This window comes from Pseudomonas sp. P1_C12, from assembly GCF_056406435.1.
On sequence record NZ_JBFUAE010000011.1, the window covers coordinates 1 to 24223 of the forward strand.

General features: G+C 60.4%; 21 protein-coding genes and 1 pseudogene. 15 read left to right on the forward strand and 7 right to left on the reverse strand.

All coding sequences use genetic code 11. From position 1 onward, the window contains the following. The 3 genes and pseudogenes from AC1D19_RS18925 to gloB form a co-directional block, all read right to left on the reverse strand. Positions 1-171: pseudogene (locus tag AC1D19_RS18925) on the reverse strand (IS110 family transposase); the annotation flags it as partial. 98 nt (positions 172-269) lie between these two features. After that, positions 270-1700: a transglycosylase SLT domain-containing protein gene (locus AC1D19_RS18930; protein ID WP_477764109.1), complete on the reverse strand. Its 1431-nt coding sequence runs from the start codon at positions 1698-1700 to the stop codon at positions 270-272. Between the two features lie 99 nt (positions 1701-1799). Continuing rightward, positions 1800-2567, reverse strand: coding sequence for a hydroxyacylglutathione hydrolase (gloB, locus tag AC1D19_RS18935; protein ID WP_477764110.1), 768 nt, complete (start codon positions 2565-2567; stop codon positions 1800-1802). Positions 2568-2632: 65 nt separating this feature from the next. Between gloB and AC1D19_RS18940 the strand changes: the two genes are divergently transcribed. From AC1D19_RS18940 to AC1D19_RS18960, 5 genes are all read left to right on the forward strand, one after another. After that, positions 2633-3391, forward strand: coding sequence for a class I SAM-dependent methyltransferase (locus AC1D19_RS18940; RefSeq protein WP_477764111.1), 759 nt, complete (start codon positions 2633-2635; stop codon positions 3389-3391). A 92-nt stretch (positions 3392-3483) separates the two neighbouring features. Beyond that, positions 3484-3936: a ribonuclease HI gene (gene rnhA / locus AC1D19_RS18945; RefSeq protein WP_007979123.1), complete on the forward strand. Its 453-nt coding sequence runs from the start codon at positions 3484-3486 to the stop codon at positions 3934-3936. A 223-nt stretch (positions 3937-4159) separates the two neighbouring features. Then, positions 4160-4918: a DNA polymerase III subunit epsilon gene (gene dnaQ / locus AC1D19_RS18950; RefSeq protein ID WP_477764112.1), complete on the forward strand. Its 759-nt coding sequence runs from the start codon at positions 4160-4162 to the stop codon at positions 4916-4918. A 147-nt stretch (positions 4919-5065) separates the two neighbouring features. Further along, the gene (locus AC1D19_RS18955) at positions 5066-7321 is read left to right on the forward strand and encodes an Orn/Lys/Arg family decarboxylase (protein WP_477764113.1); all 2256 of its coding nucleotides are present in this window, start codon (positions 5066-5068) and stop codon (positions 7319-7321) included. A gap of 14 nt (positions 7322-7335) precedes the next feature. After that, positions 7336-7950, forward strand: a complete 615-nt coding sequence (locus AC1D19_RS18960) for a GNAT family N-acetyltransferase (protein WP_477764114.1) — start codon at positions 7336-7338, stop codon at positions 7948-7950. Here the strand turns inward: AC1D19_RS18960 and AC1D19_RS18965 are convergent. Further along, a complete protein-coding gene (locus AC1D19_RS18965; RefSeq protein WP_477764115.1) occupies positions 7916-8809 on the reverse strand; it encodes a LysR substrate-binding domain-containing protein in 894 nt (297 codons plus the stop codon). The two genes, AC1D19_RS18960 and AC1D19_RS18965, sit on opposite strands and share 35 nt — an antisense overlap. Positions 8810-8897: 88 nt before the next feature. Continuing rightward, the gene (locus AC1D19_RS18970; protein ID WP_056727634.1) at positions 8898-9125 is read right to left on the reverse strand and encodes a hypothetical protein; all 228 of its coding nucleotides are present in this window, start codon (positions 9123-9125) and stop codon (positions 8898-8900) included. Positions 9126-9300: 175 nt separating this feature from the next. Here AC1D19_RS18970 and AC1D19_RS18975 point away from each other — a divergent pair, with 175 nt between their 5' ends. Next, complete coding sequence (locus tag AC1D19_RS18975) at positions 9301-9861, forward strand: NADPH-dependent FMN reductase (protein ID WP_477764116.1); 561 nt, start codon at positions 9301-9303, stop codon at positions 9859-9861. Between the two features lie 86 nt (positions 9862-9947). Further along, on the forward strand, positions 9948-10814 hold the full coding sequence (locus AC1D19_RS18980) for a DUF2855 family protein (RefSeq protein WP_477764117.1): 867 nt from the start codon (positions 9948-9950) through the stop codon (positions 10812-10814). Between the two features lie 121 nt (positions 10815-10935). On the opposite strand, the gene AC1D19_RS18985 is transcribed toward AC1D19_RS18980, so the two are convergent. Continuing rightward, positions 10936-11886, reverse strand: coding sequence for a DUF1853 family protein (locus AC1D19_RS18985; RefSeq protein ID WP_477764118.1), 951 nt, complete (start codon positions 11884-11886; stop codon positions 10936-10938). 117 nt (positions 11887-12003) lie between these two features. On the opposite strand from AC1D19_RS18985, the gene AC1D19_RS18990 reads away from it, so the two are divergent. From AC1D19_RS18990 to AC1D19_RS19025, 8 genes are all read left to right on the forward strand, one after another. Next, entirely contained in the window at positions 12004-12894 is an 891-nt protein-coding gene (locus tag AC1D19_RS18990; protein ID WP_057398469.1) for an NAD(+) kinase, read from the forward strand. Further along, positions 12894-13865, forward strand: a complete 972-nt coding sequence (locus tag AC1D19_RS18995; RefSeq protein WP_477760273.1) for a metallophosphoesterase — start codon at positions 12894-12896, stop codon at positions 13863-13865. Before AC1D19_RS18990 ends, AC1D19_RS18995 begins: the two co-directional genes overlap by 1 nt. Continuing rightward, on the forward strand, positions 13862-14731 hold the full coding sequence (locus tag AC1D19_RS19000) for a rhomboid family intramembrane serine protease (protein ID WP_477755642.1): 870 nt from the start codon (positions 13862-13864) through the stop codon (positions 14729-14731). The genes AC1D19_RS18995 and AC1D19_RS19000 overlap by 4 nt, the downstream gene beginning before the upstream one ends. Positions 14732-14763: 32 nt before the next feature. Beyond that, positions 14764-15024 carry a YeaC family protein gene (locus tag AC1D19_RS19005; RefSeq protein WP_477755643.1) on the forward strand — a complete coding sequence of 87 codons (261 nt, stop codon included), beginning with the start codon at positions 14764-14766 and terminating at the stop codon, positions 15022-15024. Further along, a complete protein-coding gene (locus AC1D19_RS19010; protein ID WP_477764119.1) occupies positions 15021-15851 on the forward strand; it encodes a DUF2797 domain-containing protein in 831 nt (276 codons plus the stop codon). The genes AC1D19_RS19005 and AC1D19_RS19010 overlap by 4 nt, the downstream gene beginning before the upstream one ends. Positions 15852-15861: 10 nt before the next feature. Then, positions 15862-18519, forward strand: a complete 2658-nt coding sequence (gene pepN / locus AC1D19_RS19015) for an aminopeptidase N (protein ID WP_477764120.1) — start codon at positions 15862-15864, stop codon at positions 18517-18519. A 1183-nt stretch (positions 18520-19702) separates the two neighbouring features. Continuing rightward, positions 19703-20755 (forward strand): WD40/YVTN/BNR-like repeat-containing protein, encoded by a 1053-nt coding sequence (locus tag AC1D19_RS19020; RefSeq protein WP_477764121.1) that lies wholly within the window; start codon positions 19703-19705, stop codon positions 20753-20755. A gap of 28 nt (positions 20756-20783) precedes the next feature. Beyond that, complete coding sequence (locus AC1D19_RS19025) at positions 20784-23168, forward strand: efflux RND transporter permease subunit (RefSeq protein WP_477764122.1); 2385 nt, start codon at positions 20784-20786, stop codon at positions 23166-23168. A gap of 174 nt (positions 23169-23342) precedes the next feature. On the opposite strand, the gene AC1D19_RS19030 is transcribed toward AC1D19_RS19025, so the two are convergent. After that, positions 23343-24062, reverse strand: a complete 720-nt coding sequence (locus AC1D19_RS19030; RefSeq protein ID WP_477764273.1) for a FadR/GntR family transcriptional regulator — start codon at positions 24060-24062, stop codon at positions 23343-23345. Between the last annotated feature and the right edge of the window lie 161 nt (positions 24063-24223).

The following is a 24223-nucleotide window of genomic DNA, read 5'->3' on the forward strand; positions in this document are numbered from 1 at the left end:
CCCCGCACAGGCTTCCATCACCACGATACAACTCGGCACGTTGCCGAAAAGCTGCATCATCTGCGCCCGAGAGAGCTTCTTGCGAAACACCTCGCGGCCTGATTTATCCTGGCCGTGAAGGTGGAAATTATGTTTGCCGAGATCGATACCGATCAGTGCTGACTGGATCATGATGATGGCCTCCGAAAACAAAACACCCTGCGAAAGCGTAGCCCTCGCAGGGTGTGGGGGTGACCATCTCATTAGCCCCAGGATTCGGGGGCTGTTTCTTAGTGCGGATTGGCCACCGTCAACATCTGACCAGGCTTCAGCGCCTGGCCGACACGCGGGTTCCAGCGCTTGAGGTGCTGCATCTCCACGTTGAAGCGCTTGGCCACGATGTACAGCGAGTCGCCTTGCTGGACCTTGTACGTGGTCTGCTGCTTCCTGGTATTCGCCGCAATCACGGTGTTGACGCGCCCGGAACTGCGTTTGCTGTTGTCCTGCATGACCAGGGTCTGGCCAGGCTTGAGGTTCTTGCCAGTCAGTTTGTTCCAGCGTTGCAGGTCCTGCACGTCAACGTTGTTGGCCTTGGCGATGGAGCCGAGGTTGTCACCCCGTTTGACCCGGTAGGAACGCTTGACGCTGGCGACCTGGGTATCATCGGCACCTTCGAAGACCGGCTTGAGCGATTTCTTGCTGATCAACTCTTCAGGGCGCATGGTCTGCAGGCTGCTGGTCAGCAGTTGCGCCTTGGAAGTCGGCACCAACAGGTGCTGCGGACCGTCGATGGTGGTGCGCTGCTTGAAGGCCGGGTTGAGCTGGAACAGTTCGTCTTCGTCGATGTTGGCGACTTCAGCAACCTTGGACAGGTCCATGCGCTGGTTGATTTCGACGACCTGGAAGTAGGGTTCGTTGGCGATCGGGTTGAGGTTCACGCCGTAGGCTTCCGGCGCCATCACCACTTGCGACAGTGCCAGCAGCTTTGGCACGTAGGCCTGGGTTTCGGCGGGCAGCGGCAGGTTCCAGTAGTCGGTCGGCAGGCCGAGACGCTCGTTGCGCTCGATGGCCCGGCTGACGGTGCCTTCGCCGGCGTTGTAGGCCGCCAGGGCCAGCAACCAGTCGCCATTGAACATGTCGTGCAGGCGGGTCAGGTAATCCATCGCGGCGGTGGTCGAGGCGGTGATGTCGCGACGGCCATCATAGAAACGGGTTTGGCGCAGGTTGAAGTAACGACCGGTGGAGGGGATGAATTGCCAAAGGCCCACCGCGTCGGCCCGGGAATAGGCCATCGGGTTGTAGGCACTTTCAATCACTGGCAGCAGTGCCAGTTCCAGCGGCATGTTGCGCTCTTCAAGGCGTTCGACGATGTAATGAATGTATAAGCTGCCACGTTCGCCGGCGTTTTCGAGGAAAGATGGATTGCTGGCGAACCAAAGGCGTTGTTGCTCGATGCGCGGGTTGACGCCCAGCCCGTCCTGCAGCTGGAAGCCCTGGCGCATGCGCTCCCAGACGTCCTGGGGAATTTGCGGGCTGGGTTTTTCGCTGAGCCAGACCGGCTTCTGCTTGGCGCGCGCGGCGATGTTCTGCGCGTGCGCCGCATCGGTCTGCGGCGCTTGGCTGGAACAGCCCGCCAGGGTGGCGGACACAGCCACCGCAATGGCTTGAGCCAAGCGGGTCAATGCGTCTGAACTGATGGCTTTGCGAATAGGTGACGACATTGGCTGGAAGTAAGTTCCGGGCAAAAATGTCGGGCGATTCTAGAAAGCGCACCCTGCGCGGTCAACCTTTCAGAATTGTTGCAATCTTGAGAAGCCCCTTTAGAACCTGTCTTTCCACGCTCGAAGCGCAGCAAAAACCATATCGGGCACCGAGTTATCGGTGCCGGTCCGTTCGTCCGCTTTTTCTTTAACGGATGTTTCACCGGAGCGCAAAAACGGGTTTGTGAGCTTTTCCAGTGCCAGTGTCGACGGCAGCGTCATGATCCCGGATTCCCGTTGGCGGGTGACTTTGGCCAGGCGTTCGGCGGTGTCCGGGTTGTTCGGTTCGACGGCCGCGGCAAACTTCAGATTGCTGAGGGTGTATTCGTGGGTGCAGTACACCCGCGTGTCATCCGGCAACCCGGCGAGGCGTGTCAGCGAGCTGTACATTTGCTGTGGAGTGCCTTCGAACAAGCGTCCGCAGCCGGCGGCGAACAGTGTGTCGCCGCAGAACAGCAAGCCGTGGTGGTAATAGGCGATATGCCCCAGGGTGTGGCCGGGGACCGCGAAGATATCGAAGTCCAGGCCGAGCACGCTGACCTTGTCGTTGTCTTTGAGCGCAACGTCCCGCGCCGGGATCTTTTCGCTGGCCGGGCCAGAGACCTTCGCGTTTGTCGCTTTCTTCAGCAATTCGACGCCGCCGACGTGGTCATGATGGTGGTGAGTGATCAAAATATCACTCAGTATCCAACCCGGATTGGCCGCGAGCCAGGCTTGTACCGGGGCGGCATCACCCGGATCCACCACCGCGCAGCGTTTGCTGCCGTGGTCTTGTAACAACCAGATGTAGTTGTCGGAGAAGGCGGGCAGGGCAGTGATCTGTATCATCGTCGGATTCGCCAAGCGGAAAACAATAGCGCATCTTAGAACTTCCTGGCGTGTTGGAGAATGCAATGACTGATAAAGCGTTCGCACAGGCTGATCCTGACTGGCTCGCGTTGATCAGCGCGGCCCGCGAGTGGCTGGCAGGTCCGATCGGGCAATTTCTGCTGGACGAAGAGCAGCGCATGCTCGAAGACGAGCTCGGGCGGTTCTTTGGTGGCTATCTGGTGCATTACGGCCCCTCGGCCCAGACCCCGCCGTCAGCGCCGCAGGTGCAGCGCAATGTGCGCCTTGGCGCGCCGTTGCCGGGGGTCGAGATCGTCTGCGAGGAACAGGCCTGGCCGTTGAGCGAACATGCTGCCGATGTGGTGGTGCTGCAGCATGGTCTGGATTTCTGCCTGTCGCCCCATGGTTTGCTTCGCGAGGCGGCCAGCAGCGTACGGCCCGGCGGGCATTTGCTGATCATCGGCATCAATCCCTGGAGCACTTGGGGTCTGCGGCATGTGTTTGCCCAGGATGCGTTGCGCAAGGCACGCTGCATTTCGCCGTCACGGGTCGCGGACTGGCTGAACCTGCTGGGCTTCGCGCTGGAGAAACGCCGCTTCGGGTGCTATCGTCCGCCGCTTGCGTCACCGGCGTGGCAGACCCGACTGGCCGGTTGGGAGCGCAAGGCCGGTGACTGGCAATTGTCGGGCGGCGGCTTCTATTTATTGGTGGCGCGCAAGATCGTGGTGGGCCTGCGACCGGTCCGTCAGGAGCGGCGCGAGCCGAAGGGCAAGTTGATTCCTTTGCCGATGGCCAAGGTCAACCGTCGCAACATCGAACCGTAATACACACTTTTCATTTGCGGCCGGGCCTGTCCCGGCTTCGGGCGTCGTCGATCAGCGATCGGCGGGCCAGCGCATTTTCTGGATAGATTGGCATGAGCGATAGCGTAGAACTGTTCACCGACGGCGCCTGCAAGGGCAACCCTGGCCCTGGCGGCTGGGGCGCACTGCTGGTGTGCAAGGGCGTCGAAAAGGAACTCTGGGGCGGCGAAGCCAATACCACCAACAACCGCATGGAACTGATGGGTGCAATCCGTGGCCTGGAAGAACTCAAGCGTCCCTGCGAGGTGCTGCTGGTGACCGACTCCCAGTACGTGATGAAAGGCATCAACGAGTGGATGGACAACTGGAAGAAGCGCGGCTGGAAAACCGCGGCGAAGGAACCGGTGAAAAACGCTGACCTGTGGAAGTTGCTCGACGAGCAGGTCAACCGCCACAAGGTCACCTGGAAATGGGTGCGCGGGCACATTGGCCATCACGGCAACGAACGGGCCGACCAGTTGGCCAACCGTGGCGTCGATGAAGTGCGCGGGTACAAGCAGGGCTGATCGCAATGTCTGCCGTAGGAGCTGCCGAAGGCTCGGGCCGCGATCGGACGATCTTTTGATCTTGATCTTTTTTAGGCCGCAGAAAATCAAAAGCCAGATCAAAAGATCGCAGCCTGCGGCAGCTCCTACAAGGATTGTGTTCGCAGCAGCGCAATGGCGGTGGCCCGCGAGCATGTTAATATTCGCGTTTTTGCACGATTGACCGATTGAGAGCTGAGCACTGATGGCCACCAGATCCGTTGTACTCGACACCGAAACCACCGGCATGCCGGTGACCGACGGCCACCGGATTATCGAAATCGGTTGTGTCGAGTTGATCGGCCGACGCCTGACGGGCCGGCACTTTCACGTGTACCTGCAACCCGATCGCGAAAGTGACGAGGGTGCCATCGGCGTCCACGGCATCACCAACGAATTCCTCGTGGGCAAGCCGCGTTTTGCCGAAGTGGCCGAAGAATTCTTCGAGTTTATCAAGGGCGCGCAGCTGATCATCCATAACGCGGCGTTCGACGTTGGCTTCATCAACAACGAATTCGCCCTGATGGGGCAGCAGGACCGCGCGGACATCACGCAGCACTGCTCGATCCTCGACACCCTGATGATGGCCCGGGAACGTCACCCGGGGCAGCGCAACAGCCTCGACGCATTGTGCAAGCGCTATGGTGTCGACAACTCCGGCCGTGAACTGCACGGCGCCTTGCTCGACTCCGAGATTCTCGCCGACGTCTACCTGACCATGACCGGGGGGCAGACCAGTCTGTCCCTGGCCGGTAACGCCTCCGATGGCAATGGCTCCGGTGATGGGGCGGACAATTCGGCCACCGAGATCCGCCGTTTGCCAGCAGATCGCCAGCCGACGCGCATCATCCGCGCCAGCGAAGACGACCTCGCCCGCCACGCGGCGCGCCTGGAAATCATCGGCAAATCCGCAGGTGCTCCGGCGTTGTGGGTGCAGCTGGCTGAGGCTGAAGCGCAGGCGTAGATGTTTCGAAAGGATCTTCGAATAGCCGCGCCGCTGGCATGCATCCGATGACCCATTTCAGGGCGCGACACTCGCCACATCCTCTGCAACACTCTACCCTGAGGTGATTGGCAGGCTATGGTCTGCCGCCTCAGGACACTGAGCCTCATGTATAAAGATTTGAAATTCCCGGTCCTGATTGTCCATCGCGACATCAAGGCCGACAGCGTCGCTGGCGACCGCGTGCGGGGGATTGCCCGGGAGCTGGAGCAGGAAGGGTTCAGTGTCGTTTCGGCGGTGGACTACACCGAAGGACGATTGGTGGCGTCGACTTACCATGGCCTGTCCTGCATGTTGATTGCCTCCGAGGACGCCAGCAGCCACTCCCATTTGTTGCAAAACATGGCCGAACTGATCGGTCTGGCGCGAGTGCGTGCACCGGATCTGCCGATCTTCGCCTTGGGCGAAACAGTGACCCTGGAAAACGCGCCTGCCGACGCCATGGCCGAGCTCAATCAGTTGCGCGGCATTCTTTACCTGTTTGAAGACACCGTGCCCTTTCTCGCCCGACAGGTGGCCCGCGCCGCGCGCAAATACCTCGATGGACTGTTGCCGCCATTTTTCAAGGCTTTGGTGCAACACACCGCGGATTCCAACTATTCCTGGCACACCCCCGGTCACGGCGGTGGCGTGGCGTATCACAAGAGTCCGGTCGGGCAGGCGTTTCACCAGTTTTTCGGGGAAAACACCCTGCGCTCGGACCTTTCGGTGTCGGTGCCGGAGCTCGGTTCTTTACTCGACCACACCGGTCCCCTGGCTGAAGCCGAGGCCCGTGCAGCACGAAATTTCGGCGCCGATCACACCTTTTTCGTGATCAATGGCACCTCCACGGCCAACAAGATTGTCTGGCACTCGGTGGTCGCCCGCGATGACCTGGTGCTGGTGGATCGCAATTGCCACAAGTCGGTGCTGCACTCGATCATCATGACCGGCGCGATCCCGCTGTACTTGTGTCCGGAGCGTAATGAGCTGGGGATCATCGGCCCGATTCCCCTGAGCGAGTTCAGCCGCGAATCGATCCAGTCCAAGATCGACGCCAGTCCGCTGACCAAGGGCCGTGCACCGAAGGTCAAGCTCGCGGTGGTGACCAATTCGACGTATGACGGCCTCTGCTACAACGCCGAGCTGATCAGGCAGCAACTGGGCAATAGCGTCGAGGTGCTGCACTTCGACGAGGCCTGGTACGCCTATGCGGCGTTTCATGAGTTTTTTGCCGGGCGCTACGGCATGGGCACGTCCCGTGATGAAGACAGCCCGTTGGTGTTTACCACCCATTCCACCCACAAGTTGCTGGCGGCTTTCAGTCAGGCGTCGATGATTCACGTGCGCGATGGCGGCGCGCGGCAACTGGACCGGGATCGCTTCAACGAAGCGTTCATGATGCACATCTCCACCTCGCCGCAGTACGGCATCATTGCCTCGCTGGATGTGGCTTCGGCGATGATGGAAGGACCGGCCGGGCGTTCGCTGTTGCAGGAAATGTTCGACGAAGCCCTGAGTTTTCGCCGGGCGCTGGCTAACTTGCGACAGCACATTGCCGCGGATGACTGGTGGTTTTCGATCTGGCAACCGCCGTCGGCGGAAGGCATCGAGCGGGTCGTCACCGAGGACTGGTTGCTGCAACCCGATGCCGATTGGCATGGCTTTGGCGGCGTGACCGAAGATTATGTGCTGCTCGACCCGATCAAGGTCACGCTGGTGATGCCGGGGCTGACGGCCGGTGGCGCCCTCAGCGAGCACGGGATTCCGGCGGCGGTGGTCAGCAAGTTCCTTTGGGAGCGCGGCCTGGTTGTCGAGAAGACCGGGCTGTATTCGTTCCTGGTGTTGTTCTCCATGGGTATCACCAAAGGCAAGTGGAGCACGCTGCTCACCGAATTGCTGGAGTTCAAGCGCAGCTATGACGCCAACGTCAGTCTGGCCAGTTGCCTTCCTTGCGTGGCGCAAGAGAATGTCGCGCGCTATCAGGGCATGGGCCTGCGTGATCTGTGCGATCAGTTGCATGCCTGTTATCGCAGCAACGCCACCGCCAGGCACCTCAAGCGCATGTACACCGTACTGCCGGAGGTCGCGATGAAGCCGGCGGACGCCTATGATCAATTGGTGCGGGGTGAAGTCGAAGCGGTGTCGATCGATGCGCTGGACGGGCGGATCGCCGCGGTGATGCTGGTGCCATACCCGCCAGGCATTCCGTTGATCATGCCGGGCGAGCGCTTTACCGAGTCGACCCGCTCGATCATCGATTATCTGGCATTTGCCCGTACGTTCGATAGCAGTTTCCCGGGGTTCGTTGCTGATGTGCACGGATTGCAACACGAAGATCAGGGCAGTGGGCGGTGCTATACCGTCGATTGCATCAAGGAGTGAGGACCTTTCCCAGTATGCAGCCGGTTATAAATCCGAATTACCCAGGGTTGTCGGTACGGGTTGCCGATGAAGGTTTTGCCGCCTATATCTGGGGCAGTGATTTCAGTTTTGAAGTCGCGGTCTACGGTGCGGCCGAAATAGGTGCACCGGTGGCACAGTGGCCGGTCACTCGGATCACGCCATATCGCAAGTGTTACGGCATCGACCCCGAGGAGTTCAGCAGCTTTCGCGATGCCGCCGACAGCGCGATTTTCATGGCCTATCTGGATGACCAGCCCGTGGGGCATCTGGTGGTCAGCACCAACTGGAACGGCTTTGCCCATATCGACGAACTGGCGGTGCATGCACCGGCCCGACGGCACGGCGTGGCCAAGGCCTTGCTGGATGTGGCGCAGTTCTGGAGCCGCAAGAAAAAGCTCCCGGGCATCATGCTCGAAACCCAGAACAACAACCTGGGGGCCTGCAGGCTCTATGAGCGTTGCGGTTACGTGATGGGCGGGATCGACCATCTGCGCTATCGCGGCATCGATCCGAACACCGCCGAAGTGGCGCTGTTCTGGTATCGAATGTTCGAAAATCCGTTGGAAAATCTGCTCAGTTCGTCAGCATCGCCGCGGCTTGTTCCGTGACGATGGCCAACAATGCCTGAACCGCCGGAGACGGTTCGACGTTTTTCAGCGACAAGGCGTAGAGACTGATCGGAACGGCCGGCGCCAGCGGGCAGGCGTCCAGTCCCGAGGCTTTGGCGCCGAGGGCGGTGAAGGGGTCGACGATGGCCAGGCCTTCGCCGGCCTCGACCATGCTGCGCATCATCTGATGCGTCTGGACCCGGGTTTGAATCACCGGAGCAGGGCGCAAACCGTGCAGTTTGTTTTCCAGTGCCGGGCTCAGCGGGTCGTGCCCCTCCAGTCCGATCATCGATTGACCGGCCAGATCCTGCAGTGAAATGTATTTCTGTTTCGGTTGCAGCCAGCCATGGGGTGCGAGCAACTGAAGTTTGCCCTGGGCAATCGCCTGGCAATCGAGGTCGGCGTGATCAGGGTCGTGCAGGCTCAGCCCCAGATCGCTTTCACGCAGCAGCAGGCTTCTGACGATGTCGCGGGTGGGCTGGCTCAGCAGTGTGCAAGGCGCGTCGGGCAGGCGTCGGCGCAGGGCCGCGATGCTGTGTGGTAACAATTGGTTAGCCAGAGGCGGGGTGCAGATGATGCGCAGCGGCGGCGCCAGGTATTGCCTGAGGCTGTTGGCCAGACGCTGCACGGGGTCGAGCGCGTCGTAGACCCGGGCAATTTCCACTTGCAGTTCCCGCGCCTCGCGGGTGGCCTGCAATCGTCCGCGAACGCTGGCGAACAGCATGAAACCCAACTGATCCTCGGCGTCGCGCAGCAAACGCTCGACTTCGGTCACCGGCAACTGCAGCCATTCGGCGGCGGTGCCCAGGTGACCGGTCTGCAAGAGCGCCTGGATCACTTCGATATGGCGTAAGCGCATGCATGAAGTCCATGTTCAGCAGGTGGAGGAGTCAGTGGCTGAATCCTACCCCAAGTCCGCGCATATGACTTCTGCTCATAACGACGGGTTATGAAACGCTGACGGTTTGCGGTTCGCGGGTAATGGTCACGCCGGTTTGCACCAGCATGAATTCATTGTCGTCGACCTTGTTGACGCGGTCGCCAATGGCCAGCTTGTAGGTGGTGACAGGGCCTGAACCGTCTACCGCCGGGGTGGAGTCCTGGAACTCGTGCACCGAATAAATACGGCCTTGCGCGTCTCTTGCATGGAACTGACCGACGAGTACTGCTGCCATCTGCTTAGAACCTCTGGAGATAAATCACTCAATTTGCGGCTCTGTAGACCGTGCTTGGGCGAGGTAAGTTTTCCTACAGGAAAAAAATAGTCAGGGACGGCGTTTTCAGTCGCCCGCTGCTTGAATCGTCATCTATAACTACAAGCTCTTCATATTGGACAGTCGAGAATCTCCCATGAGCAACGTCTATACGATCGCCGTCTTGGTCGGCAGCTTGAGAAAGGAATCGATCAACCGCAAGGTCGCACGGGCCCTGGTAGAACTGGCGCCGGCCAATCTCAAGCTTAACATCGTCGAAATTGGCGACCTGCCGCTCTATAACGAAGATATCGATGGCGCTTCACCGCCGGCAGCCTACAGCACTTTCCGGCAACAAGTGAGCTCATCCGACGCGGTGCTGTTCGTGACCCCGGAATACAACCGCTCGGTGCCGGCGCCGCTGAAAAATGCGATTGACGTCGGTTCGCGTCCGTATGGCAAAAGTGCCTGGAACGGCAAACCGGGCGCCGTTATCAGTGTTTCACCGGGGGCCGTCGGCGGGTTTGGTGCCAACCACAACCTGCGTCAATCCATGGTGTTTCTCAATGTGCCGCTGATGCAGCAACCGGAGGCCTATCTGGGGAACGCCGGTTCGGCGTTCGACGAGGCGGGCAAACTGTCAGAGTCGGTCAAGCCATTCCTGCAAAATTTCATCAATGCGTATGGGCAATGGGTCGAGCAGCACAAGAAGGTTTGATATTCATTGGCCAGCGCTTTGTCCTACGAAGCGCTGGATAACCGGCTACAAATCATTGTTTCAATTTCCGACAGCCAGGCGGCAGTTTGCTCCGCCGCCGGTTGCGCCGTGACGCAATAGCGGCGACCGCCCCAGGCCATGATCACCCCTTTCCGCTGGCCAGCCACCTGTGGGTGCGCCCGGAACAGGTCACCGAGCGCGGCTTTTACGATGGGGCCGAACACCGGTCGTGGCTGACCTCGGCGTACAACCAATACACGCGCTGCAGTTGGGATGCGTACTACAGCCCTGAAGCCGAAAACCTGCAGATTCTGCTCAAGCCGCTATTTCTGACTTCATCGATGCTGGCGGACTTCCTGCAAGACAACCGGTTTTTCGATGCGACCCGCCTGGTGTTCTCCAGCGCGTCCAGCAAAACCGCCTACGGCACGGCCGTGTGTCTGCACAATCATCCGCAACTGGAGCGTGTGGCGCTGACGTCCGCCGGCAACAAAGCATTTGTCGAAAACCTCGGCTGTTACGAATACGTGGTGTCTTATGCCGAGTTGGCCAACCTCGCCGGTGACCGTCCTACGCTGTACGTGGATTTTTCCGGCGACCTGGGACTACGCGATCAGGTCCACCAGCACTTTGCCGGGCAACTGGTCTACAGTTGCTTCGCTGGCTCTGCGCACAGTACCGATGAAGCGCAGATGACGGCCATCGAGGGGCCGCAACCGGTGTTCTTCTTTGCCCCGGTGCAGATCCGCAAGCGCAATGCCGAATGGGGGCCGGAAGGGGTCAGCCAGCATATCGGCGAAGGGTTGGTGCGGTTTTTTCAGCAGTTGACGGTGAGCGAAAAGCCATTGCTGGAAGTCGTTGAAAGCCGGGGTTACGAGGCGGCGCAAAACGTCATTTCCCGTCTGTTCCATGGCCAGGTGGCACCGGTCGAGGGGCATGTGATTCGCTTGTGAAGTGATTCGGCGAGGTTAGACCGGGGTGGCCCTTCGCTAGCAAGCCAGCTCCTACAGGTTATGCGCACAACTTGTAGGCGCTGGCTTGCCAGCGAAGAGGCCCGGCCAAACAACACAACTCTCAGCTTTGTCCCGGCACATTCGGCCAGAGATCCGCCACCAGAAACAATCGCTCGGCCTCTTCCCAGTCACCTTCGGCATTTTCTGTCAGGCGCACCAGCAATTGTGCCGGCGCAAGAGGGTCCAGGTCATTGAGCCAGGCCTGCATCTGTCCGGGGTTCCAGGTGTGCTCCGCCGAATAATGCGCCGGCGCCAGCCAGGCATGGCGGGGCAGGGGTTGCCAGCGACCGGGCGGGCTCTGGGCCAACAATGCAGGCCAATCCTTTTGATGCAGCCAGCGACCCCGCAAATGCTGCGGATGGGCGCCCGACGGCGGGGTGGCCTGTCCGGGCCACGGGTACAGCAGGTAACCCCCCAGCCACAAATGCGCGCTGAAGGCCTGGATATCCAGCGCCGCCAGCACCTCACGGCTCTCGGGGCGCGCGGAAATCGGCAATTGATGCTGGCTCAGGTGCGCCAGCTTGCGGTCGAGCCGATCGTGGCACCCCGGACCCAGCCACTGGGCAGTGTCATGCCCGTCGCCGGATTGCGGGCCGAGGTAAAGTTTGATCGCCAGTTCCAGGTGATGTACGCCGTCGCGGTCGCGCAGCAGCATGTCCAGTTCACCCAGGGTGTGCCCCTCGCGGCGAATCGGCATATTGGCAGCAATCAGTTCAATGCCGGGCGCATGCTGCACGGCGAATTGCCAGAGGCGTTCGTAATACAGGCCCAGACGCCGTGTCCGGGCCTGGGCCAGCCAGTGCAGTAAGCTATAACTGTCCCGGTCCAGTTGCCGCAGCCAATGCTCCAGCCGTTGCGGTGCCTGCACCCAGTCGCTGCCGGCCAGCGGGTGACGCTGCGGCCACGGGGTATCGTCCAGCATGGGCGGCGCGAGGATGACCCACGCCAGGTCACGCACTTCGGGATGGCGTAACTGATGGGGCAGGTGGAGCAAATCAGGAAATAGCATCATCTTGCGAGCATAGCCCGAAACCCGGGCACACCCTTGAAGCTGAAAGGATTTTGTCTACGGGCGGCTTTCGCCCATAATCGTGGTTTTCGCCGCCACACAGATCCCCGCAGGAGCCCCATGGAGCAATTTCGCAATATCGGCATCATCGGTCGCCTGGGCAGTTCCCAGGTGCTGGATACCGTCCGCCGACTGAAACGGTTTCTGCTCGATCGTCACCTGCACGTGATCCTCGAAGACACCATCGCCGAAGTGCTGCCAGGGCACGGCCTGCAAACCTCGTCGCGCAAGATGCTCGGCGAAGTCTGCGACATGGTCATTGTGGTCGGTGGTGACGGCAGTCTGCTCGGTGCCGCCCGGGCGCTGGCCAGGCACAATATTCCGGTGCTCGGCATCAACCGGGGCAGCCTGGGTTTCCTGACCGACATTCGCCCCGATGAACTGGAAACCAAGGTCGCCGAAGTGCTGGATGGCCACTATCTGGTGGAAAACCGCTTCCTGTTGCAGGCCGAAGTCCGTCGCCACGGCGAGGCCATCGGCCAGGGCGATGCACTGAACGATGTGGTGCTGCACCCTGGCAAATCCACGCGAATGATCGAATTCGAGCTGTACATCGACGGCCAGTTCGTCTGCAGCCAGAAGGCCGACGGCCTGATCGTCGCCACGCCGACCGGTTCCACCGCGTATGCACTGTCTGCCGGCGGGCCGATCATGCATCCCAAGCTCGACGCTATTGTGATTGTGCCGATGTACCCCCATACCTTGTCGGGTAGACCGATTGTGGTCGATGGCAACAGTGAGCTGAAAATCGTCGTGTCCAAGGATATGCAGATTTACCCGCAAGTCTCGTGTGACGGGCAGAACCACTTTACCTGCGCGCCCGGCGACACCATTACCGTCAGCAAGAAAGCCCAGAAACTGCGGCTGATTCACCCGCTCGACCACAACTACTATGAAGTTTGCCGGACCAAGCTCGGCTGGGGCAGCAAGTTGGGGGGTGGAGGCGACTGATGCTCGATCCCGCGCGTAGCTACGACCTGATCGGTGACGTGCACGGTTGCGCTCTGACCCTGGAGCACTTGCTCGACCGACTCGGTTATCACAAGCAAGGTGGCGTTTGGCGGCACGCGTCGCGCATGGCGGTGTTCGTCGGCGATATCATCGATCGCGGCCCGCGGATTCGCGAGGCGCTGCATATCGTCCACGACATGGTCGAGGCCGGTCAGGCGCTGTGCATCATGGGCAACCACGAGTTCAATGCGCTGGGCTGGAGCACGCCGGCGCTGCCCGGCAGCGGCAAGCAATTCGTGCGCGAGCACACGCCGCGCCATGCCCGCCTGCTACACGAAACCCTGACCCAGTTCGAACACCATCCGGGTGACTGGCACGACTTCCAGCAATGGTTCTATAAGCTGCCATTGTTCGTCGATGCCGGGCGTTTTCGCGTGGTCCACGCCTGCTGGGACGCCGGGCTGATCGAGCCGCTGCGGGCGTTGTTCCCCAGCGGTTGTGTCGACGAGCATTTTCTCCAGGCTTCGGCGCAGGCGGGTTCGTTTGCCTGCACCGTGTTCGACCGGCTGCTGCGCGGTACGGACATGCGCTTGCCCCATGGCCTGACCATGACCAGCGGCGATGGGCTGGTGCGTTCGTTCTTCCGGACCAAATTCTGGGAAGACGATCCGAAAACCTACGGCGACATCGTGTTCCAGCCCGATGCACTGCCCGAACCCGTGGCCCGGACGCCGCTGACACCCACCGAAAAGAACAGTTTGCTGCGCTATGGCATCGATGAGCCGTTGTTGTTCGTCGGCCATTACTGGCGCAGCGGCAAACCGGCACCGATCCGGCCGAACCTGGCCTGTCTGGATTACAGCGCGGTGCTGTACGGCAAGCTGGTTGCCTACCGACTGGATCAGGAAACCCGCCTGGATCCGCATAAATTCGTCTGGGTCGATGTCGAACGGCCGGAGGTGCTGCAATGAGTGCTGTAGCGGTATTGCGTCTGCCCCTGGCGGTGGACTTGAGCGGGTTCGTCACCCTGCTCAAGCGCATGCAAGTGCCCCATCGGGTCAGTGAAGAGGCAGGCGAGCAAGTGCTGTGGGTGCCCGACAACATCAGTGAAGACGTGCGCGCGTTGTACGAACGGTTTCCGGCGGGCGATCCCGATCAGCAATTGGACATTCCGCTGGCGCAGACCATCAAGCGCCCGGGGTTCGTCGAGCAATTGAAATACGCCAGGGCCACCGCGCTGGTGCTGTTGCTGAGCGTGATTGTCGGTGCAGTGACCCTGCTCGGCGACAACCTTGAAACGATGCGCTGGCTGACCTTCCTCGAATTCCGCGTGGTCGGCGAGTACCTCCACTTCACGCCACTGGCCGACAGCCTGGCGGCGGGGCAGTGGTGGCGCCTGTTCACGCCGATGCTGATTCACTTCGGCATCCTGCACCTGGCGATGAACGGCATGTGGTACTGGGAACTGGGGCGGCGCATCGAGTCGCGTCAGGGCAGTATCAACCTGATCGGCCTGACCCTGCTGTTCAGCCTGGTGTCCAACTACGCCCAGTATTACTTCAGCGGCCCGACCTTGTTCGGTGGTTTGTCCGGTGTACTGTACGGCTTGCTCGGGCATTGCTGGATCTTCCAGCTGCTGGCGCCGAACCCGGCTTATCGCCTGCCGCGAGGCGTGCTGGTGATGATGCTGGTGTGGTTGTTGTTGTGCCTGTCCGGGCTGGTGTCGATGATCGGCTTCGGCGAAATCGCCAACGCGGCCCACGTCAGCGGGTTACTCATCGGATGCTTCAGCGGTTTGTTGGGCGGTTTGTATAACCGCCGTAAACTGGCCGCCTAATTCAGAACCTGCAATGAAGAGACGGAGACTCAATGTCCTCTTTTAACGAAATGATCAACAACATCACCTCCGATATCTACGAGAGCCTGAAACTGGCCGTGGAAATCGGCAAATGGTCCGACGGTGGCAAGCTCACCGCCGAACAACGCGAGCTGTCGTTGCAGGCGATGATCGCCTGGGAAATCCAGAACCTGCCAGAAGACCAGCGTACCGGCTACATGGGGCCGCAGGAATGCGCCTCGAAGTCGATCGAAGTGCCGAATATCCTGTTCAAGTCGGATGCCATCCATTGATCGAGATTGGCCGCGGTGCAATCAGCAAAATGTCGGCGCGCCTGGACGGGCCAAACGTGCAATACGCTTTGCGTCTGGGCGAAACCGAGGTCCCGGTCAATCCGTTGATCGGCACCACGGTGCGTCTGGAATACCTGGGTGCGATCCACTGCATCCATTGCGGACGCAAGACCAAGACCAGTTTCAGCCAGGGCTACTGCTACCCGTGCATGACCAAACTGGCCCAGTGCGACGTCTGCATCATGAGCCCGGAACGCTGCCACTTCGACGCCGGCACCTGCCGCGAGCCGGAATGGGGCGAGAAGTTTTGCATGACTGATCACGTGGTTTATCTGGCCAACTCGTCGGGGGTGAAAGTCGGGATTACCCGTGCCACCCAATTGCCGACCCGCTGGCTCGACCAGGGTGCGAGCCAGGCCTTGCCGATCATGCGCGTATCGACCCGTCAGCAGTCCGGTTTCGTCGAGGATCTGTTCCGCAGCCAGGTGGCCGACAAGACCAACTGGCGTGCTTTGCTCAAGGGCGATGCGGCGGCGGTGAACCTGGCCGAAGTCCGCGATCAGCTGTTCGACAGCTGCGCTGAAGGCTTGCTGGGGTTGCAGCAGCGATTTGGCTTGCAGGCGATCCAGCCGGTGACCGATGTCGAACCGCTGGAAATTCGCTATCCGGTCGAGCAGTACCCGGCGAAGATCGTCAGCTTCAACCTGGACAAGAACCCGATTGCCGAAGGCACGCTGATGGGGGTCAAGGGTCAATACCTGATCTTCGACACCGGCGTGATCAATATTCGTAAATACACGGCTTACCAGCTCGCCGTGCATCAGTAAGGACTCCAGCATGCGCACCGAACAACCGAAGATGATCTACCTCAAGGACTATCAGGCGCCCGAGTACCTGATCGACGAAACGCACCTGACCTTCGAGTTGTACGAGGACCACAGCCTGGTCCATGCGCAACTGGTGATGCGCCGCAACCCCGAGCGTGGCCCGGGCCTGCCGCCGCTGGTGCTCGACGGCCAGCAGCTTGAGCTGTTGGCGGTGACGTTGGCCGACCAGGAGCTTTCCGAGGCGCAGTATCAGCTGACCGAGAATCACCTGACCCTGCACCCGACCAGCGCCACCTTCACGGTCGACACCAGCGTCCGGATCCACCCGGAAACCAACACCGCGCTGGAGGGCCTGTACAAGTCCGGCACGATGTTCTGCACCCAGTGCGAGGCCGAAGGCTTTCGCAAGATCACCTATTACCTCGACCGCCCGGACGTGATGAGCACCTTCACCACCACGGTGGTCGCCGAGCAGCACAGCTATCCGGTGCTACTGTCCAACGGCAACCCGATTGCTTCCGGTCCCGGCGAAGACGGCCGGCACTGGGCGACCTGGGAAGATCCGTTCAAGAAACCGGCGTACCTGTTTGCGCTGGTGGCCGGCGACCTGTGGTGCGTCGAAGACAGTTTCACCACCATGAGCGAGCGCAATGTGGCGCTGCGCATTTACGTCGAGCCGGAAAACATCGACAAGTGCCAGCACGCCATGAACAGCCTGAAGAAATCCATGCGCTGGGACGAAGAGGTCTACGGTCGCGAGTACGACCTGGACATCTTCATGATCGTCGCCGTGAATGACTTCAACATGGGCGCCATGGAAAACAAGGGCCTCAACATCTTCAACTCCAGCGCCGTGCTGGCCAAGGCCGAAACCGCCACCGACGCCGCGCACCAGCGGGTCGAGGCGATTGTCGCCCACGAATACTTCCACAACTGGTCGGGCAACCGCGTGACCTGCCGCGACTGGTTTCAGCTCTCGCTGAAGGAAGGCTTCACCGTGTTCCGCGATGCCGGTTTCTCCTCGGACATGAACTCGGCCACGGTCAAGCGCATCCAGGACGTGGCCTACCTGCGCACCCACCAATTCGCCGAAGACGCCGGCCCCATGGCCCATGCCGTGCGCCCGGACAGCTTCATCGAGATTTCCAACTTCTACACCCTGACTGTGTACGAGAAGGGCTCGGAAGTGGTCGGCATGATCCACACCTTGCTCGGTGCCGAAGGTTTCCGCAAAGGCAGCGACCTGTACTTCGAACGCCACGACGGCCAGGCCGTGACCTGCGATGACTTCATCAAGGCCATGGAAGATGCCAACGGTGTCGACCTGACCCAGTTCAAACGCTGGTACAGCCAGGCCGGTACACCGCGTCTGGCGGTGAGCGAGTCCTTTGATGCAGCGGCGAAAACCTACAGCCTGACCTTCCGCCAGAGCTGCCCGCAAACTCCGGACAAGGTCGAAAAACTACCGTTCGTGATCCCGGTCGAGCTGGGCCTGCTGGATTCCAAAGGGGCAGCGATTGCCCTGCGCCTTGCTGGTGAAGCCGTCGCGCAAGGCACTTCGCGAGTCATTTCCGTGACCGAGGCTGAGCAGACCTTTACCTTCGTCGACATCGCCGAACAACCGCTGCCGTCGTTGCTGCGTGGCTTCTCGGCGCCGGTGAAACTGAGCTTCCCGTACAACCGCGACCAGTTGATGTTCCTGATGCAGCACGACAGCGACGGTTTCAATCGCTGGGATGCCGGCCAGCAACTGTCGGTGCAGGTGCTGCAAGAGTTGATTGCCCAGCAGCAGAAGGGCGAAGCGCTGGTACTCGATCAGCGGCTGGTGTCGGCACTGCGTACTGTGCTCTCGGACGAGTCGCTGGATCAGGCCATGGTCGCTGAAATGCTCTCGCTGCCAAGCGAGGCGTACCTGACCGAGATCAGCGAAGTGGCGGATGTCGATGCCATTCACACTGCTCGTGAGTTCGCTCGCAAGCAATTGGCCGGTGCGTTGTTCGAAGGCCTGTGGCTGCGTTATCAGGCCAATCGCGAATTGTCGAAGCAGACTCCGTATGTGGCCGAAGCCGAGCATTTCGCCCGTCGTGCCTTGCAGAACATCGTGCTGTCGTACCTGATGCTCAGCGGCAAGCCGGAAGTTGTGGCTGCGACTCTGGAGCAGTTCGATTCGTGCGACAACATGACCGAGCGCCTGACCGCACTTGCCGTGTTGGTCAATTCACCCTACGAAGCCGAGAAGGCCAAGGCGCTGGCCAGCTTCGCCGAGCACTTCAAGGACAACCCGTTGGTCATGGACCAGTGGTTCAGCGTCCAGGCTGGCAGTGTGTTGCCTGGGGGCCTGGAGAGAGTCAAGGCGTTGATGCAGCACCCGGCGTTCAACATCAAGAACCCGAACAAGGTGCGGGCACTGGTCGGTGCGTTTGCCGGGCAGAACCTGATCAACTTCCACGCGGCCGACGGTTCCGGGTATCGCTTCCTGGCGGATCTGGTGATCGAGTTGAATGGCTTCAATCCGCAGATTGCTTCTCGCCAGTTGGCGCCTTTGACTCGCTGGCGCAAGTACGACAGTGCTCGTCAGGCTTTGATGAAGGGGGAGCTGGAGCGGATTCGGGCTTCGGGGCAACTGTCTAGCGATGTGTTTGAGGTGGTCAGCAAGAGTTTGGCTTGAGTCTGTTGTTGACCTTGGCGGCCTTCGGGCCGACCAGGGTCATGGGTTGATTGGGTACATATCCATTCCTGCGGTAACGGCGGCTAGCGGTTTCGCCCTTACGGCGAGTCACTTTTTTTACAAGCGCCTAAAAAAAGTAACCAAAAAAACGCTCGCCCCGAACGTACGGCCCCTCGCTAAGGCTCGGCGTTCCTTCGCTGCGGTATTCATCCGGGGGCATTGCCCTCCGGTCGGCTTCGCTTCGACCTACATGCGATGAGTTCGACTGCGTCGAACGGCGCTGCGCGCCAATCCCCGGATGAACACCTCCGCTCAGCCTTCCGAGGGGGCGGGTGGATCAAGATCAAGAGCTGCAGGCGAGCTAACGCTCGGCCTGTTGAGTGGTGAAGAGCAGTTGGTGTACGCCGACCCATTGTGGGAGCGAGCTTGCTCGCGAAGGCGGCCTTATGGCCGACCAATCTCTTTCGGCTAAACGCATTCCCCCTGTAGGAGCTGCCGCAGGCTGCGATCTTTTGATCTTGATCTTCCGCACCCTTCGACATTGTCAAAAATCAAAAGATCGCAGCCTCGTTGCACTCGACAGCTCCTACAGGGAAACACGCACGCATCAGAACCAGGCCGGCCGGTAGGCCGCCTCGTTTTTGCTTTTGCGGTACACGCCCCCTCGTGAGGCCGAGTGGAGGTTCTGCGCAGTGGGCAACCCGGCATGGATGCCGGGTTAGCCGCCCCCGGCCATGGATGGCCGATGGCGGCGGGCCCACGGAGCAGGACCGGAGCGAGGGCATGCCGAGCCACAGCGAGGCACCGAATGTCAGGGGCAAAGCGCTTTGGTTACTTTGCGCCGGGCCGCGCAGGCTTTTCGAAAGTGACCCGCCGTAAGGGCGGAACCAATAGCGGCCGTTACCGCAGCAACGGATATGTACACCAAACACCAAACACCAAACACCAAACACCCCACCTGATACTCAACCATTCAGAACACCCCCCCATCCCCCCCGGTTAACAAAACATAACGTGGCGTCGATTGTCAGACATTAAAAAACACCGATAGGATAAGCCAGCTTCCGAAGGGGCTCTGGATTGCGGGTTTCAGGACTATGCTCTGAAACAGCCGGTCCAGACACGCACCCTTGCGGCGCCCAGAAAGGTTGAACGACCTAACAATAATAATGGGAGAAGGTCTATGAGTGAGCCTGTCATGGGTGTGGGTATCTGCCGCCCGCCGGCACTGCGCAAATTCGCGTTGCTGGCTACAGCGCTCTCGCTGTTGGGTTCTGCCATGCTGTCGGCACCTGCGCTGGCCGCAGCGGCGCCAGCATCCGATGTTGTTTATTCCATTGAATCTGCCAAGGCTGCCAAAAGCCTGATGCTCGATGTCGTCCACGCCGGCAAGCGCCTGGTGGCGGTCGGGGATCGTGGGCACATCCTGTATTCCGATGACCAGGGCGCCACCTGGACCCAGGCCAAGGTCCCGACCCGGGCCCTGCTGACGTCAGTGTTCTTTGTCGATGACAAACACGGCTGGGCCGTCGGTCATGACGCACAGATCCTCGCCAGCGAGGACGGCGGCGCTACCTGGACCAGGCAATTCGAAGATCTGAAACGCGAATCGCCGCTGCTCGATGTCTGGTTCAAGGACGTCGACAGCGGCTTTGCCGTGGGCGCCTACGGCTCGCTGATGGAAACCACCGACGGTGGCAAGCATTGGGAAGACGCCAGCGACCGTCTGGACAATGAAGACCAGTACCACCTGAACGCGATTGCCGCGGTCAAGGACGCCGGGCTGTTCATCGTCGGCGAGCAGGGCAGCATGTTCCGCTCCGCGGACTGGGGCCAGACCTGGGAGAAACTCGAAGGTCCGTACGAAGGCTCGCTGTTCGGCGTGATCGGCACGGCGCAGCCCAATACGCTGCTGGCCTACGGCTTGCGTGGCAACCTTTACCGTTCCACGGACTTCGGCACCACCTGGGAGCAGGTCGAGCTCAAGGCTGAACGTGGCGACCTGGAGTTCGGGCTGTCCGGCGGCACGCTGCTCGACGACGGTTCCATCGTGATTGTCGGCAACGGCGGCTCGGTGATCCGCAGCAGCGACAATGGCGAAACCTTCAAAGTGGTCAACCGTGCGGACCGTATTTCGGTCTCGGCAGTGACTGCGGCAGGCAATGGCAATCTGGTTCTGGCCGGGCAGGGCGGCGTTCGCGTCACTTCGCCCAACGGTACCGAGTCGGGCAAATGAGCCGGGTTAATAATAAGAAGGCGGAGCTATGACTTCCTTGAGTTCTCATCACCAGGACAAGGCGACGTTCCTCGAGCGCCTGATCTTCAACAACCGCCCGGCAGTGATCACGATCTGTCTGCTGGTCAGTATTTTCCTGTTCTGGCAGGCGACGCTGATCCGTCCGTCCACCAGTTTCGAAAAAATGATCCCGCTGGAGCATCCCTTCATCCAGAAGATGATGGAGCACCGCAACGATCTGGCGAACCTGGGCAACACTGTACGGATCTCGGTGGAAGCCACCAATGGCGACATCTTCTCCAAGGAGTACATGGAGACCTTGCGTCAGATCAACGATGAGGTGTTCTACATCTCCGGTGTCGACCGCTCCGGCCTCAAGTCGCTGTGGAGCCCGAGTGTTCGCTGGACCGAAGTGACGGAAGAGGGCTTCGCCGGCGGTGAAGTGATTCCGCAGAGCTACAACGGCTCCCAGGCCAGCCTCGATTTGCTGCGCAACAACGTGCTCAAGTCCGGCCAGGTCGGGCGCCTGGTGTCCAACGATTTCAAGTCGAGCATCGTCGACATTCCGTTGCTGGAGTCCTACCCGGACCCGCAAGACCAGGGCAAGCTGCTGGCGCTGGACTATCGCCAGTTCTCCCACGAGCTTGAGGACAAGATCCGCACCAAGTTCGAAGCGCAGAACCCGAATGTGAAGATCCACATCGTCGGTTTCGCCAAGAAAGTCGGTGACCTGATCGACGGCCTGGTGATGGTGGTGATGTTCTTCGGCATCGCCTTCGTCATCACCCTGATCCTCCTGCTGTGGTTCACCAACTGCCTGCGCAGTACCGTCGCCGTGTTGAGCACGACATTGGTGGCAGTGGTCTGGCAACTGGGGTTGATGCACTTCTTCGGCTTCGGGCTCGATCCTTACTCGATGCTGGTACCGTTCCTGATCTTCGCCATCGGTATTTCCCACGGCGTGCAGAAGATCAACGGGATCGCCCTGCAATCGAGCGAGGCGGACAACGCCCTGACGGCCGCGCGCCGTACGTTCCGTCAATTGTTCCTGCCGGGGATGATCGCGATCCTCGCCGATGCCGTGGGTTTCATCACGCTGCTGATCATCGATATCGGCGTGATCCGTGAACTGGCCATCGGCGCATCCATCGGTGTGGCGGTGATCGTGTTCACCAACCTGATCCTGTTGCCGGTGGCGATTTCCTATGTCGGCATCAGCAAGCGTGCGGTCGAGCGCAGCAAGAAAGACGCGGTGCGCGAACACCCGTTCTGGCGCCTGCTGGCGAATTTCGCCAGCGCCAAAGTTGCACCGGTGTCCATCCTGCTGGCGTTGATCGCCTTTGGCGGCGGCCTGTGGTACAGCCAGAACCTGAAAATCGGCGACCTCGACCAGGGTGCCCCGGAGTTGCGTCCGGACTCGCGCTACAACAAGGACAACAACTTCATCATCAACAACTACTCCACCAGTTCCGATGTGTTGGTGGTGATGGTCAAGACCAAGGCCGAAGGTTGCTCGCGCTATGAAGCCATGGCGCCGATCGACGAGCTGATGTGGAAGATGCAGAACACCGAGGGCGTGCAATCGGCGATTTCCCTTGTGACCGTGTCCAAGCAGATGATCAAGGGCATGAACGAGGGCAACCTGAAATGGGAAACCCTGTCGCGTAACCCTGATGTATTGAACAACTCCATTGCCCGCGCTGACGGCCTGTACAACAACAGCTGCTCCCTGGCGCCGGTGCTGGTGTTCCTCAACGATCACAAGGCCGAGACCCTGGATCGCGCGGTACATGCGGTGCAGGCGTTCTCCAAGGAGAACAACAAGGAAGGCCTGGAGTTCATCCTCGCGGCCGGTAACGCCGGGATCGAGGCGGCCACCAACGAGGTGATCAAGAAGTCCGAGCTGACCATCCTGATCCTGGTGTACATTTGCGTGGCGGTCATGTGCATGATCACCTTCCGCTCGTGGGCGGCGACCTTGTGCATCGTGCTGCCACTGGTGCTGACCTCGGTACTCGGCAACGCCCTGATGGCCTTCATGGGCATCGGCGTGAAAGTGGCGACCCTGCCGGTCGTGGCGCTCGGGGTGGGGATCGGCGTGGACTACGGTATCTACATCTACAGCCGTCTGGAAAGCTTCCTGCGTGCCGGCCTGCCGCTGCAAGAAGCGTACTACCAGACGCTGAAGTCCACCGGTAAGGCGGTGCTGTTCACCGGTCTGTGCCTGGCCATCGGCGTGTGCACCTGGATCTTCTCGGCCATCAAGTTCCAGGCCGACATGGGTCTGATGCTGACCTTCATGCTGTTGTGGAACATGTTCGGTGCGCTGTGGCTGTTGCCGGCACTGGCACGGTTCCTGATCAAACCGGAGAAACTGGCGGGGCAGAAGGGCAACTCGTTGTTTGCCCACTGATCGGTCGCTGAAACAAAAAAGCCGCAACCTTGGGTTGCGGCTTTTTTATTTGGGCGAAGATCAAAAGATCGCAGCCTTCGGCAGCTCCTACTTGGGATTGCCTACACCGATTAATTGTGGGTGTATTCGATCAATGTAGGAGCTGCCGAAGGCTGCGATCTTTTGACTTTGCCATTACGAAGGATCGCTACCCAGCACCACATTCAACGCACTGCGCGCATCATCGAGTTGCACCAGCGTCGCATGCCGCGCACCCAATGCATCACGATTCTCGATGGCGGTCAGGATTGCCTTGTGCCGTGGCAGCGCCAGTTCATGCAGGTTCGGCCGCTGGTTCGAGTGTTTCAAGGCTTCGGCGATGGCCACCGAGAGCATGTTGCACAGGTTGGCCAGCAAGTCGTTGTGCGTGGCATCGGCAATGCGACTGTGGAAGTCCAGGTCCGGCTGCAACAGCGCCTCCGGCGTCGGTGCAGCTTCCATGCGCTGGTAGGCCTCACCGATGGATGCAATGTCCGCTTGCGTGGCGAATTGCGCGGCGAGGGCGGCGGCGGCCGGTTCGATGATGCTGCGCACACTGGTCAGCAGGTCGAAAAACTGATTCTGCGGGCTGCTTTGCATCAACCAGTGCAGCACGTCAGGATCGAGCATGTGCCAGTCCTTGCGCGGCTTGACCACGGTCCCGACCCGCGGACGGGAATACACCAGGCCTTTGGCAACCAGGACCCGGGTGGCTTCACGCAGCACCGGCCGGCTGACCGCATATTCTTCGCACAACAGCGCTTCGGCGGGCAGCTTGTCGTCGGGCAGGAAACGTCCCGAGACGATCTGCATGCCCAGTTCCTGGACGATGCGCGAGTGCATGCTTTTGCGGTCGGAGGGTTTGCGGTAATCCATGGGGAACGACGCGGTCCTGTGCGAATAGGTGTCGCGCATGATAGCAGGCGCGGCGCAATCTTGAGGCAGGGATAAAGACACTGTAGGAGCTGGCTTGCCAGCGAAGATGGCGGCACAGCCAACATTGATGTCGACTGACTATCCGCTTTCGCTGGCAAGCC

Bases quoted from the DNA above. Each gene is read 5' to 3' on its own strand.
- AC1D19_RS18930 (WP_477764109.1), bottom strand. From the start codon at position 1,700: ATGTCGTCACCTATTCGCAAAGCCATCAGTTCAGACGCATTGACCCGC.
- gloB (WP_477764110.1), bottom strand. From the start codon at position 2,567: ATGATACAGATCACTGCCCTGCCCGCCTTCTCCGACAACTACATCTGG.
- AC1D19_RS18940 (WP_477764111.1), top strand. From the start codon at position 2,633: ATGACTGATAAAGCGTTCGCACAGGCTGATCCTGACTGGCTCGCGTTG.
- rnhA (WP_007979123.1), top strand. From the start codon at position 3,484: ATGAGCGATAGCGTAGAACTGTTCACCGACGGCGCCTGCAAGGGCAAC.
- dnaQ (WP_477764112.1), top strand. From the start codon at position 4,160: ATGGCCACCAGATCCGTTGTACTCGACACCGAAACCACCGGCATGCCG.
- AC1D19_RS18955 (WP_477764113.1), top strand. From the start codon at position 5,066: ATGTATAAAGATTTGAAATTCCCGGTCCTGATTGTCCATCGCGACATC.
- AC1D19_RS18960 (WP_477764114.1), top strand. From the start codon at position 7,336: ATGCAGCCGGTTATAAATCCGAATTACCCAGGGTTGTCGGTACGGGTT.
- AC1D19_RS18965 (WP_477764115.1), bottom strand. From the start codon at position 8,809: ATGCGCTTACGCCATATCGAAGTGATCCAGGCGCTCTTGCAGACCGGT.
- AC1D19_RS18970 (WP_056727634.1), bottom strand. From the start codon at position 9,125: ATGGCAGCAGTACTCGTCGGTCAGTTCCATGCAAGAGACGCGCAAGGC.
- AC1D19_RS18975 (WP_477764116.1), top strand. From the start codon at position 9,301: ATGAGCAACGTCTATACGATCGCCGTCTTGGTCGGCAGCTTGAGAAAG.
- AC1D19_RS18985 (WP_477764118.1), bottom strand. From the start codon at position 11,886: ATGATGCTATTTCCTGATTTGCTCCACCTGCCCCATCAGTTACGCCAT.
- AC1D19_RS18990 (WP_057398469.1), top strand. From the start codon at position 12,004: ATGGAGCAATTTCGCAATATCGGCATCATCGGTCGCCTGGGCAGTTCC.
- AC1D19_RS18995 (WP_477760273.1), top strand. From the start codon at position 12,894: ATGCTCGATCCCGCGCGTAGCTACGACCTGATCGGTGACGTGCACGGT.
- AC1D19_RS19000 (WP_477755642.1), top strand. From the start codon at position 13,862: ATGAGTGCTGTAGCGGTATTGCGTCTGCCCCTGGCGGTGGACTTGAGC.
- AC1D19_RS19005 (WP_477755643.1), top strand. From the start codon at position 14,764: ATGTCCTCTTTTAACGAAATGATCAACAACATCACCTCCGATATCTAC.
- pepN (WP_477764120.1), top strand. From the start codon at position 15,862: ATGCGCACCGAACAACCGAAGATGATCTACCTCAAGGACTATCAGGCG.
- AC1D19_RS19020 (WP_477764121.1), top strand. From the start codon at position 19,703: ATGAGTGAGCCTGTCATGGGTGTGGGTATCTGCCGCCCGCCGGCACTG.
- AC1D19_RS19025 (WP_477764122.1), top strand. From the start codon at position 20,784: ATGACTTCCTTGAGTTCTCATCACCAGGACAAGGCGACGTTCCTCGAG.
- AC1D19_RS19030 (WP_477764273.1), bottom strand. From the start codon at position 24,062: ATGGATTACCGCAAACCCTCCGACCGCAAAAGCATGCACTCGCGCATC.